Source organism: Pseudomonas azotoformans (genome assembly GCF_001579805.1).
GTDB lineage: Bacteria > Pseudomonadota > Gammaproteobacteria > Pseudomonadales > Pseudomonadaceae > Aquipseudomonas > Aquipseudomonas azotoformans_A.
The window spans coordinates 5,684,499-5,702,561 of the sequence record NZ_CP014546.1 but is presented as its reverse complement, the minus strand read 5'-3'; the positions used below and the strand labels follow the sequence as shown (position 1 = coordinate 5,702,561).

The following is an 18,063-nucleotide window of genomic DNA, read 5'->3' as shown; positions in this document are numbered from 1 at the left end:
CAGCCCGCGCCTATTGCAGATTTTCGCTACGACGGCTGCTGACCTCCGCCGGCACATCATCCCCCGCCATGCGCTTACGGAACAACGCCGTACGCGCCAGCAACAACGTGGTCACCGGCACCGTGATCGACAACAAGATCGGAATCAACCACCCGTGCAACACCGGGCCGGACTTGAGCACCGAAAAGTAGATGATCGACGCTAGCGCCACACACCACGCCCCCAACGTCGAAGCCAATGCCGGCGGGTGCATGCGCTGGAAGAAGTCCTTCATCCTTAGCAAGCCGATCGCGCCAATCAATGCAAACACACTGCTCAACACCAGCAGCACGGCCACGATGACTTCCATCCATAACGGCATCATTCAATCACCTCCCCACGCAGCAGGAATTTCGCCAGGGCAAACGAGCCCACGAAGCCGAACAGCGCAATCAGCAGCGCCGCTTCAAAGTAGGTGTCACTGGCGTAGCGAATGCCCAACACCAGCATCATCAGCATCGCCAGGATGTACAGGTAGTCCAGCGCCAATACCCGGTCCTGGGCCGATGGGCCTTTGAACAGACGGATCAGCGTCAGCACCATGGCCAGTGAGAACAGGAACAGGCTGAGCAGGATCGCATTGGAGAGCAGGGCGCTCATTCGAAGATCTCCATCAGGGGCCGTTCGTAGGTGGTCTTGAAGTGCTCGATGAAGGATGCTTCATCCTCCAGGTCAAACACGTGCAAGAGCAGGATGCTACGGTCCAGCGCCAGTTCCGACCAGATGGTGCCGGGCACCACGGTGGTGATCATCGACAACGCCGCCAGGCCGTTGGCGTCGCGCAGGTCCAGGGGGATCTTGATGAAGCGCGAACGCGGTGGACGGGAGCTGCAGATCAGCACGCCCCAGGCCACTTGCAGGTTGGAGATGATCACATCGCGGCCCACCAGGAAGAACAGGCGAATGATCACCCCAGGGCGGCGAATGCGGATCGGCAACGGCCGCAGCGGCGCCATCATCAGCGGCGCCAGAAAACCCAGCAGCGCGCCCAGCAGCAGGTTGCCGGGGCTCACGGACAGGTTGAGCACCAGCCACAACAGCCACAACGCCAGCGACAACCACGGAGCAGGGAACAGACGCTTCATGGCTGCACCTCCAGCGCGGCGGCCTTGGCTTCAGGGCTCGGCACCGGGCGCGTGGCCATCACCGCCATCACGTAGTGTTCCGGGTTGTTCAGGCTGACGGCCGTGTCCTGGGTGTAGCGCATCAGCGGCTCGGCCTTGAAAGTCAGCAGGATGCTCAGGCCCAGCAGGAAGAAGATCGGCAGGCACTCGTAGCGACGCAGCAGCGGCGAAGGGCGCTCTTCCGGGGTCCAGAAACGCTGGATGCCGAGGCGGGCGAAGGCGATCAACGAGGCCAGGCCCGAGAGGATCAACAACGCGACCAAGCCCCAGGCTGCCGGGCGGATCGGCGTATCAACGCTGACGCCCAGGCCCAGCGGATTGACCAGTGCACTCAACAGGCTGAGCTTGCCGATAAAACCGGACAGCGGCGGCATGCCGATGATCAGCAGGGCGCAGGCGATAAAACTCAAGCCCAGGAAGGCCATGGTCCAGGGAATCACCTGGCCGACCACGGCTTGCTGTTCATCATCCAGGTTCACGCCGGGGCGCGGGTGCAGCGATTCCATGGCTTTGGGCAGCGCATCGATCTCTTCATCCAGCGGCAGGTCGTTGGCCGAGCGCGAACGCTCGATCAGTTCGGCCAGCAAGAACAGCGCGCTCAACGCCAGTGTCGAGCTAACCAGATAAAACAGCGCCCCCGCCGTCAGGCTTGGCTGAGCAAAGCCCACGGCCGACAGCAAAATCCCCGCCGACACCAGAATGCTCAAGCTGGCCATACGTTCCAACCGCTGCGCCGCCACCATCGCCAGCCCGGCGCAGATGATGGTCGCCATGCCGCCATACACCAGCCAGTCGCCGCCAAACAGCGCCGAGGCTCCGGCCTGGCCGGAGAACAGCAGGGTCCACAGGCGCAGCACGGTGTACACGCCGACCTTGGTCATGATCGCGAACATCGCCGCCACCGGCGCACTCGCCGAAGAATAGGCGGGCGCCAGCCAGAAGTTCAGCGGCCACATGCCGGCCTTGGCCAGGAACGCCGTCGCCAGGATCGCCGCACCAGCGTGCAACAGGCCACGATCCGCCTCCGGCACCAGCGGGATCTTCAACGCCAGGTCAGCGAAGTTCAGCGTGCCAGTCACCCCGTAGATCATCGCCGCGCCAATCAAAAACAGCGACGATGCGAGCAGGTTGATCGCAATGTAATGCAGCCCCGCCGACACTCGCGCCCGGCCCGAGCCGTGCAGCATCAAGCCATAGGACGCCGCCAGCAGCACCTCGAAGAATACGAACAGGTTGAACAGGTCGGCGGTCAGGAAGGCGCCATATAGACCCATCATCTGCACCTGGAACAACGCATGGAAACTGGTGCCCGCGCGGTCCCAGCGGGCCATGGCGAACAGCAGCGCACTCACGCCGATGATGCCGGTGAGTACCAGCATCAGCGCCGACAACTGATCCACCACCAACACGATGCCAAACGGCACTTGCCAGTTGCCGGGCAGGTACACGCCAATCGAGCCGGGGCCGCCTTTTTGCGTCCAGTACAGCAGCAAAACGGCGATGCCCAGGCCGATCATGCTGGAGAACAGGTTGATGCGCGCCTTGAGCGGACGGTGCTTCTCGCCGAGCATCAGCATCAATGCGGCGGTGAGCAACGGCAGCAGGATCGGCGCGACGATCATTTGATTCATCCACGTCATTCCTTGGGCTCCCGGCCGTCCACATGGTCCGTGCCGGTCAAGCCACGGGAGGCGAGCAGCACCACCAGGAACAAGGCGGTCATGGCGAAGCTGATCACGATGGCCGTCAGCACCAACGCCTGGGGCAGGGGATCTGTGTAGTTGAGCAAGTCTTGCGGCACGCCGTCCTTGATGATCGGCTCCTTGCCGATAAACAGGCTGCCCATGCTGAAAATGAACAGGTTGACCCCATACGACAACAGGCACAGGCCCATCACCACCTGGAAGGTCCTTGGCCGCAGGATCAGCCAGACGCCGGAGGCCGCCAGGACCCCAATGGCAATTGCGATGACTTCTTCCATCAGGCGGCTCCTTCCGTAGCGGCAACCACTTTGGCCTGGTTGCTCGGTTTATGGGCCCGCACGGACTGGTGACCGAGGGCGGTGAGCATCAGCAGCGTCGAGCCGACGACCATGGCGTACACGCCGACGTCGAAGAACAGCGCGCTGGCGATGTGAATGTCACCGAGCAGCGGCAGGCTGAAATGCCAGGTGTGGGTGGTGAGGAACGGATACCCGGCAAACAGTGCACCGAGGCCGGTCAGCGTCGCCGAGAACAGCCCGAAGCCCATCCAGCGCATCGGCCGCAGGCTCATCTGCGCTTCGACCCACTGCGTGCCGGCGACCATGTATTGCAGGATAAACGCCACCGACATCACCAGGCCGGCGACAAACCCGCCACCCGGTTGGTTGTGGCCGCGCATGAACAGATAGAACGACACCACCAGCGCAATCGGCAGCAGCAGGCGCACCAGCACCGCCGGCACCATCATGAAGCCCAGGGCGGTGTCGCTGGCCTGGCGTGGGTTGACCAGGTCGGTGGCCACGTCCGGCGCCAACTGGCGCTGTTGGGCGGGCAGTTGCATGCTTTCCTTGGAGGGGCGGAAGCGGCGCAACAGGGCGTACACCGTCAGCGCCACGGCGCCGAGCACGGTGATTTCACCCAAGGTATCGAAGCCCCGGAAGTCCACCAGCATCACGTTCACCACATTGCTGCCGCCGCCTTCGGGCAGGGCACGGCTTAAGTAGAACGAGGAAATGTCGTTGGGCGTCTGGCGCGTCAGCATCGCGTAGGACAGCAGCGCCATGCCGCCGCCGACCACGGTCGACAACAGGAAGTCGCGCAGGCGCCGGATGCGCGCCTTGCGCAAGGAGCTTGGCAGTGGCGACACTTCTTCGATCCGCCGTGGCAGCCAGCGCAGGCCGAGCAGGATCAGCACCGTGGTCACTACCTCGACGACCAACTGGGTCAGCGCCAGGTCCGGCGCCGAGAACCACACAAAGGTCACGCAGGTCATCAGGCCGCACACGCTGACCATGGTCAGGGCCGCCAGCCGGTGGTACTTGGCTTGCCAGGCGGCACCGAGGGCACAGGCAATCGCCAGCAGCCAAAGGGTCACGAATACGATGGAACCGGGGATCTTCGGCCGGTCGCCCCAACTGAGGCCACTGTTGAGCATCGGGATCATGCCGCCGATCACCGCCACCAACACCAGCAGGAACAACTGGGTCTGCAGGCGCTTGGTGCTGATACGTTTCTCGATCTTGCGCACCCCGCGCATCATCACCACCAGGCTGCGCTCGAAGCCGCGCTTGCCGTTGAAGTAACTGATGATAGGCGGGTATTTGAAGCGGCCTCGCTTGAGTTGCTTGCGCAGCAGCAGATACAGAACGACGCCAGCGGACATGGCCACCAGGCTCATGATCATCGGCGCGTTCCAGCCGTGCCAGATCGCCAGGCTGTACTCCGGCAGCACGCCGCCGACGACAGGCAAGGCGGCAGCGGCGAGGATCGAACCGACCACCTGGGCCGGGAAAATCCCCACCAGCAGGCAGGTGAACACCAGCAGCTCCACCGGCGCACGCATCCAGCGGGGGGGCTCGTGGGGCGTGTGCGGCAGGTTGGTGGCGGTGGGGCCAAAGAACACATCAATGGTAAAGCGCAGCGCGTAGACCACGCTGAATGTACCGGCGACCGTCGCGATCACCGGCAGGGCAAATTCCACCCAGGCGGTGGAGGAGATGAACACGGTTTCGGCGAAGAACATCTCTTTGGACAGGAAGCCGTTGAGCAACGGCACCCCGGCCATGGACGCACTGGCAACCATCGCCAGGGTCGCGGTAAAGGGAATCAAGCGGACCAGGCCACTGAGCTTGCGAATGTCGCGGGTGCCGCTTTCGTGGTCGATGATGCCTGCGGCCATGAACAACGAGGCCTTGAACGTGGCGTGATTGAGGATGTGGAACACGGCTGCAACGGCGGCCAGTGGGCTGTTGAGGCCCAGCAATAAGGTGATCAAGCCAAGGTGGCTGATGGTGGAATAGGCCAGCAGGCCCTTGAGGTCGTTTTGAAAGATCGCGCAGTAAGCGCCGAGAAGCAGGGTAATCGCGCCGGCACCGCCGACGATATAGAACCATTCTTCGCTGCCAGACAGCGACGGCCACAGGCGGGCCAACAGGAACACGCCGGCCTTCACCATCGTTGCCGAATGCAGGTACGCCGACACCGGCGTGGGCGCCGCCATTGCGTGAGGCAGCCAGAAGTGGAACGGGAACTGCGCGCTTTTGCTCAAGGCACCGATCAGCACCAGAGCCAGCATGACCGGGTACAGCGAGTGCGCGCGAATCTGATCGCCCGCTGCCAGCACCTGGTCCAAGTCGTAGCTGCCGACTATATGCCCCAGCAACATCACGCCCGCCAGCAGGCACAAGCCGCCCGCGCCGGTGACCATCAACGCCATGTACGCGCCGCGTCGCGCGTCGGCGCGGTGGTGCCAATAGCCGATCAGCAGGAACGAGAACAGGCTGGTCAGTTCCCAGAAGAACACGATCTGGACCAGGTTGCCGGAAATCACCAGCCCGAGCATGGCGCCCATGAACGCCAGGAAAAACGCGAAGAAGCGCGGCACCGGGTCGTCCGGTGACATGTAATAGCGCGCATACAACGACACCAGCGTGCCGATGCCCAGCACCAGCATCGAGAACAGCCAGGCAAACCCATCCATGCGCAGCACGAAGTTCAGCCCGAGGCTGGGCAACCACATGAATTCTTCGCGGATCACGCCACCATGGGCGATCTGGGGGTAGAGCAGGGCGACTTGAATGGTGCCGACCAGGGCCACAAGGCCGGCCAGCAGGGATTCGGTGTTACGTGCATTGTGCGGCAGCAAGGCCGCCAGACAGCTGCCAGCGAACGGCAGAAGCAGTAGAACTATCAGGGACATAGGCTTCTAATCTGCGGGAGTTTGGGATGCATCATACGTGCCGCTTTCTCGATCACCAAACGGCAAGATGTGGCAGGATCCTACAAGGTAGGCCGAAAACTCCCATTTGGCATTGTTTCAATGCCCCGCTTAGCCCTGATGTTCCTGCTCCAGCTCATTGTCCACTGCAAGCGCCTTTTGTGCCTTGGTCTTCATTTCACTGACAATCACCGCCGCCACAATCAACACCGCGCCCAGCATCGCAATCGGCGGGAAGCGCTCCCCGGCGATCCGTCCCACCACGCCTGCCCACACCGGCTCACCGGCATAAATCAACGTGGCTCGGGTGGGCGAAACGCTTTGCTGGGCCCAATTCATCGCGACCTGGATCACTGCACTGGTCAAACCCAGGCCCACCGCACTGAACAGCAGCAGCCACGAGAACCCCGGCAAGGCCTCGCCCATCGGCACCACCATCAGGAACGACAGCAACGAGGCCGTGGCCAGTTGCACCACGGTCACCCGGCGCACATCCACCTGCCCGGCAAAGGCGCTGATCAGGATGATTTCAGCGGCAATCGCGACGGCGCCGATCAAGGTGGCGATTTCGCCAGGGCTGAAATTCAGTGAAGCGCCCGCTGGCCCGGTCAGCAGCATCAAGCCGGTAAACGCCAGCATGATCCCAATGCTCGGCATCAGGCCTGGACGGCGTCCCAGCACCATCCACTGCAGCAACGGCACGAACGGTACATACAACGCCGTGATAAACGCCGATTGGCTGCTCAGGATCGTCTGCAAGCCAATGGTTTGCAGCCCGTAGCCAAACATGATCGCTACGCCGATGAATACGCCGGCCTTCAACTCGAACAGCGTCAGGTCACGCAACGTGCGCAAGGAAAAGAACCCCACCACGATGGCGGCGGCGGCAAATCGCAAACCGACGAAAAACATCGGCCCGCTGACGGCCATCGCGTGTTGCACCAGCAAAAAGGTGCCGCCCCAGATCATGGTGATCACCACCAGGATGCATTCGGCTTTGCTGAAACGGTTGAAACGCGAAGGGGAGTTCGGGGTGGTCATGGCGGCTCGGTCTTGCAAGGGAAAGGCACGGACCGCACAATGCGCCGCACGCTGGGCAGTATACTGCGCACACCCACCCATTGAGCAATATAGTGCACAAAGAAAATCCGCAACGGGCCTCGGTCCTGCAGCACGTCAGCCAGAACGTTCGTCGCCTGCGCCATGCCGCCGACCTGAGCCAGACCGCGCTTTCGGAAAAATCCGGGGTCAGCCGGCGCATGCTGGTGGCCATTGAGGCAGGGGAGAAGAACGTCAGCCTGTCCACCCTCGACCGCGTGGCTGAAGCGTTGGACGTGGCGTTCAGTGACCTGATCCAGGCGCCGGATGCCCCCGACCACAGCCGCATCAACGAACTGGCCTGGGCCGGCGAAATTCCCGGCAGCAAGGCGGTGCTGCTGGCCAAAGCCACGGCGCGGCGTGAGGTCGAATTGTGGGAGATGCAACTGGAACCGGGCGATCGCTACAGCCCCGATCCCGACCCGGAAGGCTGGAGCGTGCAACTGTTCGTGTTCGAAGGCTGCCTCACCCTGCTGGTGGGCGAGGAAGAAAAACACGTCGCCGCCGGTGAGTTTTATATGTTCGCCAGCCGTCACGTGCATGGCTATCGCAATGATGGCGATGTGCCTGTGCGGTTTGTGCGCAACGTGGTGATCTAACTGTTCGCCCGGCAACAGTGGATGGACACTTTGCTGCTTTGAAACGCGCCCTGTTGCGCTGAATGACCAGCAAATCGCTGATTTTATTGGCGATTACATTCAGGCACGACTCCTGCAATCACTCCAGTATCCCCTCGGAGCCTGGAGTCGGCCCATGTCAGCCCACCCTCAACACCCTGCCCATATCATCCGCTCGGACGCGGAAGCCATCGAGGTCGCCACGCGCCTGGCTGCACGGTTCGCGGTCGACGCCAGCGCGCGCGACCGTGAGCGTCGCCTGCCGGTGGCCGAACTCGACGAATTCTCGGCCAGCGGCTTGTGGGGCATCACCATTCCCAAGGCTTATGGCGGTGCTGAGGTGTCGTATGTGACAGTGGCCGAGGTGATCAAACTGATCTCCGCCGCCGACCCCTCCCTGGGGCAGATTCCGCAGAACCACCTCGGTGTCGTCGACATTCTGCTGCAGACGGCCACGGAGGCACAAAAGCAGTACTACTTCGGCAAAGTCCTCCAAGGCTATCGTTTCGGCAATGCCTTCTCCGAAGCCAAGAGCAAGAACGCCGGCACCTTCGACACGCAGATCCGTTTCCACGGCGACACCGCGCAAATCAACGGCGAGAAGTTCTACTGCACCGGCGCGTTGTTCGCCCACATCGTGCCCACCGTCGGTAATAACGAAAAAGACCAGGCGTTCATCGCCTTCATCGAACGCGATGCCCAAGGCCTGAGTGTGATCGACAGCTGGGACGGCTTCGGCCAGCGCACCACCGCCAGCGGCGGCGTGACTCTCGACGGTGTGACCGTCCCCGTCAGCGCGGTGATCCCCGCCCACCAGGCCTTCGATCAACCCACCGCCAACGGCCCGATTTCACAGATCATCCAGGCAGCCGTCGACACCGGCATCGCCCTGGGCGCCCTTGAACAGGCCAAGATCTACGCACGCCAGGCGCGGCCGTGGATCGACAGCCAACAGGATCACGGCTGGCAGGACCCGTTCACCATCGCCGCCATCGGCGACCTGGAATGGCGCGTGCACGGCACCGAAGCCATCCTCGCCAAGGCCGGCCTGGCGGTGGACCGTGCCCTCGCCGAGCCAAGTGAAGACAGCGTGGCCCAGGCCTCCTTGGTGGTTGCCCAGGCCAAAGTGCTGTCGGCCGAAACCGCCTTGCTCGCCAGCAGCAAGCTCTTCGAACTGGCTGGCACCCGCTCGGTCACCGGCAAACACAACCTTGACCGCTTCTGGCGCAACGCGCGCACTCACACCCTGCACGACCCGGCGCGCTGGAAGTACCACCTGATCGGCAATTTCGTGCTCAACGGCGTGAAGCCCGCGCGCCACGCCTGGAACTGAGGATTGACCATGACCGCACTGAGCCTTGCGCGCCAACTATTGGACAGCACCCGCCGCCATGTCCAGAAAAGCGATGACCCCTATGTGATCAGCCGCTTCGGCGATCTGCAGATCCGCGTTGACGTGGCCGCCGCCTTGCTGGAACGCGCTGAAACCCACCCAAGCCCGGTGGCCGCCACCGAAGCGCAGATCGCCGCCGCCGAAGCCTTGATTGCCGCGAGCAACGCCGAATTCGAACTGACCGGCCAACGCACCGCACTGCCGTCAAGCCTCGATGACCCGCTGCGCTGGAAATACCAAGTTGTCGGCAACTACCACCTCAACGGAGTGCTTTGATGTCCCGTGAAATCCGCTTGAATGCCTTCGACATGAACTGTGTCGGCCACCAATCGCCCGGCCTGTGGGCGCACCCGCGTGACCGTTCGTGGCAGTACAAGGACCTGGAGTATTGGACGGACCTCGCCAAGATCCTTGAACGCGGCAAGTTCGACGGCCTGTTCATCGCCGACGTGCTGGGCATCTACGACGTGTACAACGGCAACGGCGACGCGGCGATTCGCCAGGCGGCGCAGGTGCCAGTTAACGATCCGCTGTCGCTGATCGCGCCGATGGCCTTGGTCACCGAACACCTTGGTTTCGGTCTGACCGCTTCGTTGTCGTTTGAACATCCGTATCCGTTCGCCCGTCGCCTCTCCACTCTGGACCACCTGACCAAGGGCCGCATTGGCTGGAACATCGTCACCTCCTACCTGGAAAGCGGCGCGAAAAACCTCGGCCAGAAAGCCCAGACCGAACACGATGCGCGCTACGACTACGCCGAGGAATACCTGGAGGTTTGCTACAAACTCTGGGAAGGCAGCTGGGAGGAGGGCGCCGTGTTGCGTGACCGCGAGCGCCGGATTTTCAGTGACCCGAGCAAGATCCACGAGATCCGCCATGTCGGCAAACACTTCCAGGTGCCCGGTATTCACCTGTGTGAACCCTCGCCGCAACGTACGCCGGTGCTGTACCAGGCCGGCGCGTCCAGCCGAGGTAAACAGTTCGCCGCCGAGCAGGCCGAGTGTGTGTTCGTCGCCGCACCGTCCAAGGTGCTGCTGAAAAAGACCGTCGCCGACATCCGCCGGCGTGCCGCCGAGGCGGGGCGTGATCCGAAGAAAATCCTGATCTTCAACCTGCAGACCGTGATCGTCGGTGAGACCGATGCCAAGGCCAAGGCCAAGTTCGACGAGTACAAATCCTACGTCAGCTATGAAGGCGCGATGGCGTTGATCTCTGGCTGGACCGGCATCGACTTCAGCCAGTTCAAACCCGACGAACCCCTCAAGCATGTGCACACCAACGCTATCCAATCGGCGGTGGAAGCCTTCTCCACGGCCGACCCGAACAAGGTCTGGACGCCCAACGAGCTGGCCGATTGGGTCGGCATCGGCGGCTTTGGCCCGCTGTTTGTCGGCGGCCCGGAAACCGTGGCGGACCTGTTGCAGGAGTGGGTCGAGGAAACCGATGTAGACGGCTTCAACCTGGCCTATGCGCTGACCCACGAAACCTTCATCGACGCCGTGGACCTGCTGGTGCCGGAGTTGCAGAAGCGCGGGGTGTACAAGACCGAATATGCCCAGGGCACGCTGCGCGAGAAGTTGTTTGGTGACGGTGCGCGGTTGGGCGCCAATCACCCCGGCGCCGGCTACCGCGACCTCAAGGCCAACACCCTCTAACTGAACACCCCGCCAGCGGACCACCGCACGCACAAAACCCCAATAGGAGAACCTCCCTATGAGCGTGCACGAACTCAAACGTCCGCTGGCCCCGGAATGGCCCGCCGAACTGCTCGGCAACCTGCCCAAGGCATTGGAACAACTGCACCACTGGGCACAGATCACGCCGCTGCACACCGCCTTGCGCCACAAACGCCAGGGTCAGTGGCATGCGTGGCGCTGGATCGACACCTTGCGGGATGTGGAACGCCTGGCCGATGGCTTGCGCCAGCAGGGCTTTGACGAGCAATCGCGCTTGGCCCTCAGCGGGGCGTTCGAGCCGAACCTGTTGCTGTTGGTGCTGGCGGCTCATTCCATCGGTGGGCAGGTCCTGACCCTGGCTGACGACCTTGAGGTCGACGCGCTGCAACAACACCTGTGGCGCATACGTCCCACCCACTCCTACACCCAGGACCGCCAGCAAGTGCGGCATTGGCAATCGGCCAACCTGCTGGATTTCGCCCAATTGCTGGGTCCGGTTGACCCGGCACAGCACCTCGCCCGCTGGTGGCAACCCAGCGGCGAAACCGCATTGTGGAGCGAAGAGGGCACTCACTGGCAAGGCGGCCTGGCGGTAGTGCTGGAGCAATGGCTGAACAGCGGCCATGGCCTGGCCTTCCCGGAAAGCCCAGCCTCGGCGCGGCGTGATCGCAGTGAAGTAGCGCCCACCGGCCTGCTGTTATCACCTGCACGTTTGCAGCACCTGGCCGACGAGATTGAAAGCCGCCTGGCACCCCATGGCACCTGGCGCCGGCGCCTGTGCGACTGGGCCGTCGCCCACCCACAAAGTGGCCTGCGCCGCCTGTTGAAAAACCGTGTGCGCAAGCTGCTCGGCTTCCAGCGCCTGGCTTATATCTGGCAACCCCTCAAATCCACCCCTTCGCCGTCGTGGTTGGCGGAATTCAAACGGGACATCGCATGAGCCAAGCCATTCTCCAGGTGCGGGATATTTCGCTGTCGTTCAAGGGCGTCAAGGCGATCAATGCCTTGTCCTTCGAGGTGGCGCGCGGCGAGATCTGCGCGCTGATCGGTCCTAACGGTGCCGGCAAAAGCTCGTTGCTCAACGTACTCAATGGCGTGTATCGCTTCGATGCCGGCGAGATCGTGTTCGAAGACCAGCACTTCCACCGCATTGACCCGTTGGGCGCCGCGCGCCGGGGCATTGGTCGCACCTTCCAGAACAACGCGCTGTTCAAGAAGATGAGCGTGCTCGACAACATCCTCACCGGCCTGTCGCGGCATCTGCGCAGCAGCTTTATCGAACAGGCCCTGGGCTTACCCCGCGCACGCCGGGAAGCCGAAGCGTTCCGCCTGCGTGCCCAGGGCATTCTCGAATTTCTTGAGTTGCAAGCTCAACGTGATGTGCTGGTGGGCAACCTCTCTTACGGCCTGCAAAAGCGCGTCGAGCTGGGTAGGGCATTGATCGCTGGCCCCAGCCTGTTACTGCTCGACGAACCCATGGCGGGCATGAATGCCGAGGAAAAACAGGAAATGGCGCGCTTCGTCGCCGATGTGAACCGCGACCTTGGTACCACCGTGGTGTTGATCGAACACGACATGGGCGTGGTCATGGGGCTGTCCGACCACGTGGTGGTGCTCGATTACGGGCGCAAGGTCGGCGACGGCACGCCCGCTGAAGTGCAGGCCAATCCCGAGGTGATCGCGGCCTACCTGGGAGTGGTGCACTGATGACGTTTTTCTTTGAAACCCTGCTCGGCGGTCTGCTCGCCGGCACCATGTATTCGCTGGTCGCCATCGGTTTCGTGCTGATCTACAAAGCCAGCGGCGTGTTCAATTTTGCCCAAGGCTCGATGCTGCTGTTTGCCGCGCTGACCTTCGTCAGCCTGCATGATCAGGGCGTGCCGTTTGCCTTGGCGCTGCTCTTGACCGTGATCGTGATGATCATTGGCGCCTTACTCATCGAGCGCTTGGTGTTACGGCCGCTGGTAAACCGTTCACAGATCACCTTGTTCATGGCCACCTTGGGCCTGTCGTTCATTATCGAAGGCCTGGCCCAGGGTCTGATGGGCTCGCAAGTGCGCGCACTCGACCTGGGCATCGACGACGTGCCGCTGTTCATCGGCCCGCTGATGCTCAGCCAATTCGACCTGATCGCTGCGGCCGCTGCGGTGGTGCTGGTGACCGTGCTGGCGTTGCTGTTCAACAAGACCCGCATCGGCGTGTCGCTGCGTGCGGTGGCGGATGACACCACGGCGGCGCTGTCCATCGGCATCAACCTCAACCGTATCTGGCAGATCGTCTGGGCGGTGGCCGGGATTGTCGGGCTGGTGGCGGGGCTGCTGTGGGGCGCGCGCCAAGGGGTGCAGTTTTCGTTGTCGCTGGTGGTGCTCAAGGCCTTGCCGGTGTTGATTATTGGCGGCTTCACCTCGATTGGCGGGGCGATTGTCGGCGGGCTGATTGTCGGCGCGGCGGAGAATCTGGCCGAGGTGTATATCGGCCCCTTGATCGGCGGCGGCATCACGCCGTGGTTCGCCTACGTACTGGCCCTGGCCTTCCTGTATATCCGTCCCGCCGGCCTGTTCGGCGAGCGCGCCATCGAGCGAGTCTGAAACCATGTCGATCCCTGTTGCTCAAGACACCGCGCCATTGCTGCTGATCCAGCGGCGCATTCCCTGGGGGCTGATTGGCCTGTTGGCGCTGGCCTTTGTCGTGGTGCCGCTGTGGGGCAATGACTATTGGCTCAATGCGATCCTGATTCCTTTTTTAGTGCTGTCGTTGGCCGGGTTGGGCTTGAACCTGCTCACCGGCTACACCGGGCAAACCTCGGTGGGGGCCGCCGGTTTCATGGCCGTCGGCGCGTTTGCGACCTACGGGTTTTTGCTGCGCCTGCCGGAGCTGGGCTTGCCGGTGGCGCTGCTGGGCGGCGGGATTATCAGCGCGTTGGTTGGCCTGTTGTTCGGCCTGCCCAGCTCGCGGATCAAGGGCTTCTACCTGATGGTCACCACCTTGGCCGCGCAGTTTTTCCTGGAGTGGCTGTTCGTCAAATTCCCCTGGTTCTACAACTACGGCTCGTCCGGGACCATCTCCGCGCCGAAGCTTGCGCTGTTCGGCCACGAACTCAACACGCCGCTGGGCCGCTACCTGCTGACGTTGGTCACGGTGCTGCTGCTGACCTGGACTGCGATCAACCTGGTGCGCAGCCAGGTCGGGCGCAACTGGATGGCGATCCGCGATATGGACACCGCCGCCGCCGTGGTCGGTATTCCGGTGGTGCGCTACAAGCGCCTGGCGTTTGCAGTCAGCTCGTTTTACCTCGGCATCGCCGGCGCGCTGTGGGCCTTTGCCTACCTGGGCACGGCCAGCGCCAGCAGCTTCGATATCAATCGTTCATTCCAGATCCTGTTCATCATCATTATCGGTGGCATGGGCAGCATCGCCGGCAACTTTGTCGGCGCGGCTTTCATCAGTTTGTTGCCGATTTTCCTCAGCCACGCCGGGCAGGCGCTGTTTGGCGGTTCGGTGGATGCGGGGCAGTTGCAGAACCTGCAGAAAATCATCTTTGGCGTGTTGATCATCGTGTTCCTGATCAAGGAACCCGAGGGCTTGATTCGCCTGTTGCACAACCTGCGTGACCGTGTGCGGCAGTGGCCGCTGCGTTTCTAACATTCCCTCAAGAGAATTCCCATGCGTGCATCCTTGAAACGTTCCCTGGCCGGCGCTGCGTTTGCGCTGGCCGCCCTGGCCGGTGCTGTTCCCCAGGCGATGGCCTCGCCGGACCAGCAATTCATTCCCCTGGCCACCTACCGTGTCGGCGCCTATGCCTCCAGCGGCGTGCAGGTGTGGGCCGGGATGATCGACTACCTGCGCTACATCAACGAGGTCGAAGGCGGCATTAACGGCGTCAAGCTGGTGTGGCAGGAATGCGAGACCGAATGGACGGCGGAGAAGGGCATCGAGTGCTACGAGCGCTTCAAGAATGGCCTGGATGGCGCGCCGGTCGCGGTGTACCAGCCCAACGGCGCACCGGCGGCCTATGCCCTGAGCGAACGCGCCGAGGTGGACAAGATCCCGCTGATTACCCTCGGCTACGGCCGCACCGAAGCCACCGACGGCACCGTGTTCCCCTACAATTTCCCGGTGATGCTGACGTTCTACAGCGAGGCCTCGACCCTGGTGAACTACATCGCCCAGCGCGAGGGCGGTTTCGACAAACTCAAGGGCAAGAAGATCGCCACGGTCTATCACGATTCGGCCTATGGTCGCGAAACCCTCGGTCCGCTGAAATTGCTGGCGGAGAAGTATGGCTTTGAAAACATCCAGATCCCAGTGGCCGATCCCGGCAACGAACAGTCCGCACAATGGCGCCAGGTCCGCCAGGCCAACCCGGACTGGGTGTTCCTGCGCACCTGGGGCGTATCGACCCCGGTCGCGGTGAAGACCGCCGCGCGCTTCGGCTTCCCGGTCGACCACATCATCGGCGATATCTGGGCCAGTTCCAGCGAAGACGTGTTACCCGCAGGTGCCGCCGCCAAGGGCTACCTGGCGCTCACGCCGTACCCGGCAGGTGCCGACTTCGAGATCCACAAGCGCCTCAAGCAATCCATCCTCGACAAGGGCCACAGCGACCTCAAGGACCTGAAGAACTTCGGCAGCGTCTACTACAACTCCGGCCTGGTGAACGCCGCCGTGGCGGTGGAAGCGATCCGCACCGGCCAGGCCAAGTTCGGCAAGCGCCCGCTGAATGGCGAAGAGGGCCGCTGGGGCCTGGAACACCTGAACATTGACGACGCCCGCTTGAAGGACATGGGCTACCTGGGCCTGATGCAGAACCTCAAGCTGTCGTGCCGCGACCACGAAGGTGGCGGCTCGGCGCGGGTGCAGCAGTGGGACGGCGCCAACTGGACGCTGATCAGCGAGTGGATCGCCGCCGACCGCGCGCTGCTGCGTCCCTTGATCGATGAAAAATCCGCCGCCTTCGCCAAGGAAAAAGGCCTGACACCGCGCACCTGCACCGGAGATGAATAAACCATGAGCCAGCCCGCCGCTGAATCCGCCAGACCGTCTCTGCTCACGGTCAACGATATCGAAGTGATCTACGACGGCGCGATCCTCGCGGTGGCCGGGGTGTCGCTGAGCGTGCCCAAGGGCGCCATCGTCGCCTTGCTCGGTGCCAATGGCGCCGGCAAGAGCACCACCCTCAAGGCGATTTCGGGGTTGGTACGTGCCGAGCGGGCCGAGGTCAGCCGGGGCGTGATCGAATACGCGGGCCTGGACCTGGCCGGTGTCGATCCCAGCCAGCGCGTGCGCCAGGGTATGGTCCACGTGCTGGAAGGTCGTCATGTGTTCGGCCAACTCACGGTCGAAGACAACCTGCGCAGCGGCGGCTTCGTGCGGCGTTTGAGCCGCAAGGACATGGAGCAGGACCTGGAGCGCCTCTACGCCTGGTTCCCAAGGCTCAAGACCAAGCGCCACACCCGCGCCGGGCTCACCTCGGGCGGCGAGCAGCAGATGGTCGCCATCGGCCGGGCGTTGATGACCCGTCCTACTTTGGTACTGCTCGACGAGCCGTCCATGGGTTTGGCGCCTATGATCGTGCAGGAGATTTTCGAGATCATCGCGCAGCTCAACCGTGAGCAGCAGGTGAGCTTCCTGATCGCCGAGCAGAACATCAATGTCGCACTGAACTATGCGTCCCACGGCTACGTATTGGATACTGGTCGCGTGGCCTTGAGTGGCAGCGCCGCTGAGCTGTTGGCGCGGGGCGACTTGCATGACATTTACCTGGGCAAACAGTAAGGGCGACTCTGCATGACTGAATCCATCCGCAACGCTGATGTACTGATCATCGGCGGCGGCCTGAGCGGCACGATGCTGGCCGTGCAACTGCTGCGCCTGCCGGCTCGGCGCCGGATCCTGGTCATCGAGCCGCGTGCCGAGCTCGGCCGGGGCGAGGCCTACAGCGCTGTCGAACTGGGCCACACCCTGAACGGCAATGCGGCGCGCATGAGTGTCGACCCGGACAATGCCGACGATCTGACTCAATGGCTCACCGAGTACATTGGCGCCGGCGGCTGGCCGGAGTCGCGTCAGCAGCCTGTGCCGATCAGCGAACTGTTCCCGCCGCGCGGGATTTTCGGTTTGTATGCCCAGCAACGCTTGGCCGAGGCGAAGGCGCAGTCTGCCTCCAGCGTCGAGCATGTGCGTGCCGAAGGGGTCGACCTGCAGGTGGACCAAGGTTCAGCGCTGCTCACCCTGGATGACGGCCAGCAATTGCGCGGCGGTGTTGCGGTGCTGGCCACCGGCATGTTCCCGGCGGCGCGCACACCGCAGACCGAGTCCAGCGGGTTGAACGCAGCGGCGGTGGATCCCTGGGATGTGCAAGCCATGACCGCGATTGACCCGCAAGCGCCGGTGCTGATCATCGGTTCCGGGCTGACCATGGTTGATGCGGTGGTGTCCCTGGAACAGGCCGGGCATCGCGGGCCCATCGAGATTTTCTCGCGCCATGGCCTGTTGCCCCATGTGCGCCGACAGCCGCCGAGCTGGGCGGATTTCCTTGGCGAAGATCACCGCCTGCGCAGCCCTCGGCAATTGCTGCGCGAGGTGCGTCGGCAATGCGCTCTGGCGCAAGCACAGGGCATCGATTGGCAGGCACCGCTGGACACGGTCCGTGCGCATATCGGCCGGCTGTGGAGCCGGGCCAGTGAGCGTGAAAAACGCCAGTTCGTACGCCATGTGCGGCCGTGGTGGGAAAGCCATCACCACCGTTCTCCGCCGTTGAGTGCGCAGTTGGTGGCACGCTTGCAGGATGAGGGACGGTTGCGGATTCGGGCGGCGTCGTTCAAAGGCCTGGAACCTTCGGTCGAGGGCGTGACCATTGGTGTGCGCTACCGGGGCGAGCAGGCGGTGCAGCGGGTTAGCGGCGCGGCGCTGATCAACTCCAGCGGTATCGAATACGACTGGCGGCGCGTGGCCCGGCCTTTGCCCCGGCAATTGCTCAAGCGTGGGCTGATCCAGCCTGGGCCGTTGGCGTTGGGGATTGCGGCGGATGTTTCGGGGGCCGTGGTGGATGCCCAGGGGCAGGTCAGCCAGCGCTTGTTCGCCATGGGCCCGCCGTTGCGGGGGATGTGGTGGGAAAGCACGGCGGTGACGGATGTCGCGATTCAAGCGAAGGCCTTGGCAGCCAAGCTGACACAAATCTAACTGTGGGATCGCCA

The 18,063-nt window shown here is 63.1% G+C and carries 18 protein-coding genes; 11 read left to right on the top strand and 7 right to left on the bottom strand.

Annotated elements, in window-relative coordinates; genetic code table 11:
• Positions 1–10: 10 nt before the first annotated feature.
• The 7 genes from AYR47_RS26140 to AYR47_RS26110 form a co-directional block, all read right to left on the bottom strand.
• The gene (locus AYR47_RS26140; RefSeq protein ID WP_033903208.1) at positions 11–364 is read right to left on the bottom strand and encodes a Na+/H+ antiporter subunit G; all 354 of its coding nucleotides are present in this window, start codon (positions 362–364) and stop codon (positions 11–13) included.
• Positions 361–639: a K+/H+ antiporter subunit F gene (locus tag AYR47_RS26135; protein ID WP_010209507.1), complete on the bottom strand. Its 279-nt coding sequence runs from the start codon at positions 637–639 to the stop codon at positions 361–363. The genes AYR47_RS26140 and AYR47_RS26135 overlap by 4 nt, the downstream gene beginning before the upstream one ends.
• On the bottom strand, positions 636–1,124 hold the full coding sequence (locus tag AYR47_RS26130) for a Na+/H+ antiporter subunit E (protein WP_038846028.1): 489 nt from the start codon (positions 1,122–1,124) through the stop codon (positions 636–638). The genes AYR47_RS26135 and AYR47_RS26130 overlap by 4 nt, the downstream gene beginning before the upstream one ends.
• Positions 1,121–2,803: a monovalent cation/H+ antiporter subunit D gene (locus AYR47_RS26125; protein ID WP_061448947.1), complete on the bottom strand. Its 1,683-nt coding sequence runs from the start codon at positions 2,801–2,803 to the stop codon at positions 1,121–1,123. Before AYR47_RS26125 ends, AYR47_RS26130 begins: the two co-directional genes overlap by 4 nt.
• Positions 2,800–3,144: a Na+/H+ antiporter subunit C gene (locus AYR47_RS26120; RefSeq protein WP_003192163.1), complete on the bottom strand. Its 345-nt coding sequence runs from the start codon at positions 3,142–3,144 to the stop codon at positions 2,800–2,802. The genes AYR47_RS26125 and AYR47_RS26120 overlap by 4 nt, the downstream gene beginning before the upstream one ends.
• Positions 3,144–6,065 carry a monovalent cation/H+ antiporter subunit A gene (locus AYR47_RS26115; RefSeq protein WP_038846033.1) on the bottom strand — a complete coding sequence of 974 codons (2,922 nt, stop codon included), beginning with the start codon at positions 6,063–6,065 and terminating at the stop codon, positions 3,144–3,146. The genes AYR47_RS26120 and AYR47_RS26115 overlap by 1 nt, the downstream gene beginning before the upstream one ends.
• Positions 6,066–6,194: 129 nt before the next feature.
• On the bottom strand, positions 6,195–7,124 hold the full coding sequence (locus AYR47_RS26110) for a DMT family transporter (RefSeq protein ID WP_061448946.1): 930 nt from the start codon (positions 7,122–7,124) through the stop codon (positions 6,195–6,197).
• Positions 7,125–7,216: 92 nt separating this feature from the next.
• Between AYR47_RS26110 and AYR47_RS26105 the strand changes: the two genes are divergently transcribed.
• The 11 genes from AYR47_RS26105 (at position 7,217) to AYR47_RS26055 (ending at position 18,049) form a co-directional block, all read left to right on the top strand.
• Positions 7,217–7,780: a helix-turn-helix domain-containing protein gene (locus tag AYR47_RS26105; RefSeq protein WP_061448945.1), complete on the top strand. Its 564-nt coding sequence runs from the start codon at positions 7,217–7,219 to the stop codon at positions 7,778–7,780.
• A gap of 154 nt (positions 7,781–7,934) precedes the next feature.
• A complete protein-coding gene (locus tag AYR47_RS26100) occupies positions 7,935–9,131 on the top strand; it encodes an SfnB family sulfur acquisition oxidoreductase (protein WP_033903201.1) in 1,197 nt (398 codons plus the stop codon).
• 9 nt (positions 9,132–9,140) lie between these two features.
• Positions 9,141–9,467, top strand: coding sequence for a hypothetical protein (locus tag AYR47_RS26095; RefSeq protein WP_061448944.1), 327 nt, complete (start codon positions 9,141–9,143; stop codon positions 9,465–9,467).
• Positions 9,467–10,846 (top strand): LLM class flavin-dependent oxidoreductase, encoded by a 1,380-nt coding sequence (locus tag AYR47_RS26090; RefSeq protein ID WP_061448943.1) that lies wholly within the window; start codon positions 9,467–9,469, stop codon positions 10,844–10,846. The genes AYR47_RS26095 and AYR47_RS26090 overlap by 1 nt, the downstream gene beginning before the upstream one ends.
• A gap of 58 nt (positions 10,847–10,904) precedes the next feature.
• Positions 10,905–11,807 (top strand): AMP-binding protein, encoded by a 903-nt coding sequence (locus AYR47_RS26085; RefSeq protein ID WP_061448942.1) that lies wholly within the window; start codon positions 10,905–10,907, stop codon positions 11,805–11,807.
• Positions 11,804–12,574: an ABC transporter ATP-binding protein gene (locus AYR47_RS26080; protein ID WP_033901330.1), complete on the top strand. Its 771-nt coding sequence runs from the start codon at positions 11,804–11,806 to the stop codon at positions 12,572–12,574. The genes AYR47_RS26085 and AYR47_RS26080 overlap by 4 nt, the downstream gene beginning before the upstream one ends.
• Positions 12,574–13,455, top strand: coding sequence for a branched-chain amino acid ABC transporter permease (locus tag AYR47_RS26075; RefSeq protein ID WP_061448941.1), 882 nt, complete (start codon positions 12,574–12,576; stop codon positions 13,453–13,455). The genes AYR47_RS26080 and AYR47_RS26075 overlap by 1 nt, the downstream gene beginning before the upstream one ends.
• A 4-nt stretch (positions 13,456–13,459) precedes the next feature.
• Positions 13,460–14,509 (top strand): branched-chain amino acid ABC transporter permease, encoded by a 1,050-nt coding sequence (locus AYR47_RS26070; protein WP_061448940.1) that lies wholly within the window; start codon positions 13,460–13,462, stop codon positions 14,507–14,509.
• 21 nt (positions 14,510–14,530) lie between these two features.
• Complete coding sequence (locus tag AYR47_RS26065) at positions 14,531–15,871, top strand: ABC transporter substrate-binding protein (protein WP_038846048.1); 1,341 nt, start codon at positions 14,531–14,533, stop codon at positions 15,869–15,871.
• 3 nt (positions 15,872–15,874) lie between these two features.
• On the top strand, positions 15,875–16,642 hold the full coding sequence (locus AYR47_RS26060; RefSeq protein ID WP_061448939.1) for an ABC transporter ATP-binding protein: 768 nt from the start codon (positions 15,875–15,877) through the stop codon (positions 16,640–16,642).
• Positions 16,643–16,654: 12 nt separating this feature from the next.
• The gene (locus AYR47_RS26055; RefSeq protein ID WP_061448938.1) at positions 16,655–18,049 is read left to right on the top strand and encodes an FAD/NAD(P)-binding protein; all 1,395 of its coding nucleotides are present in this window, start codon (positions 16,655–16,657) and stop codon (positions 18,047–18,049) included.
• Positions 18,050–18,063: the final 14 nt, after the last annotated feature.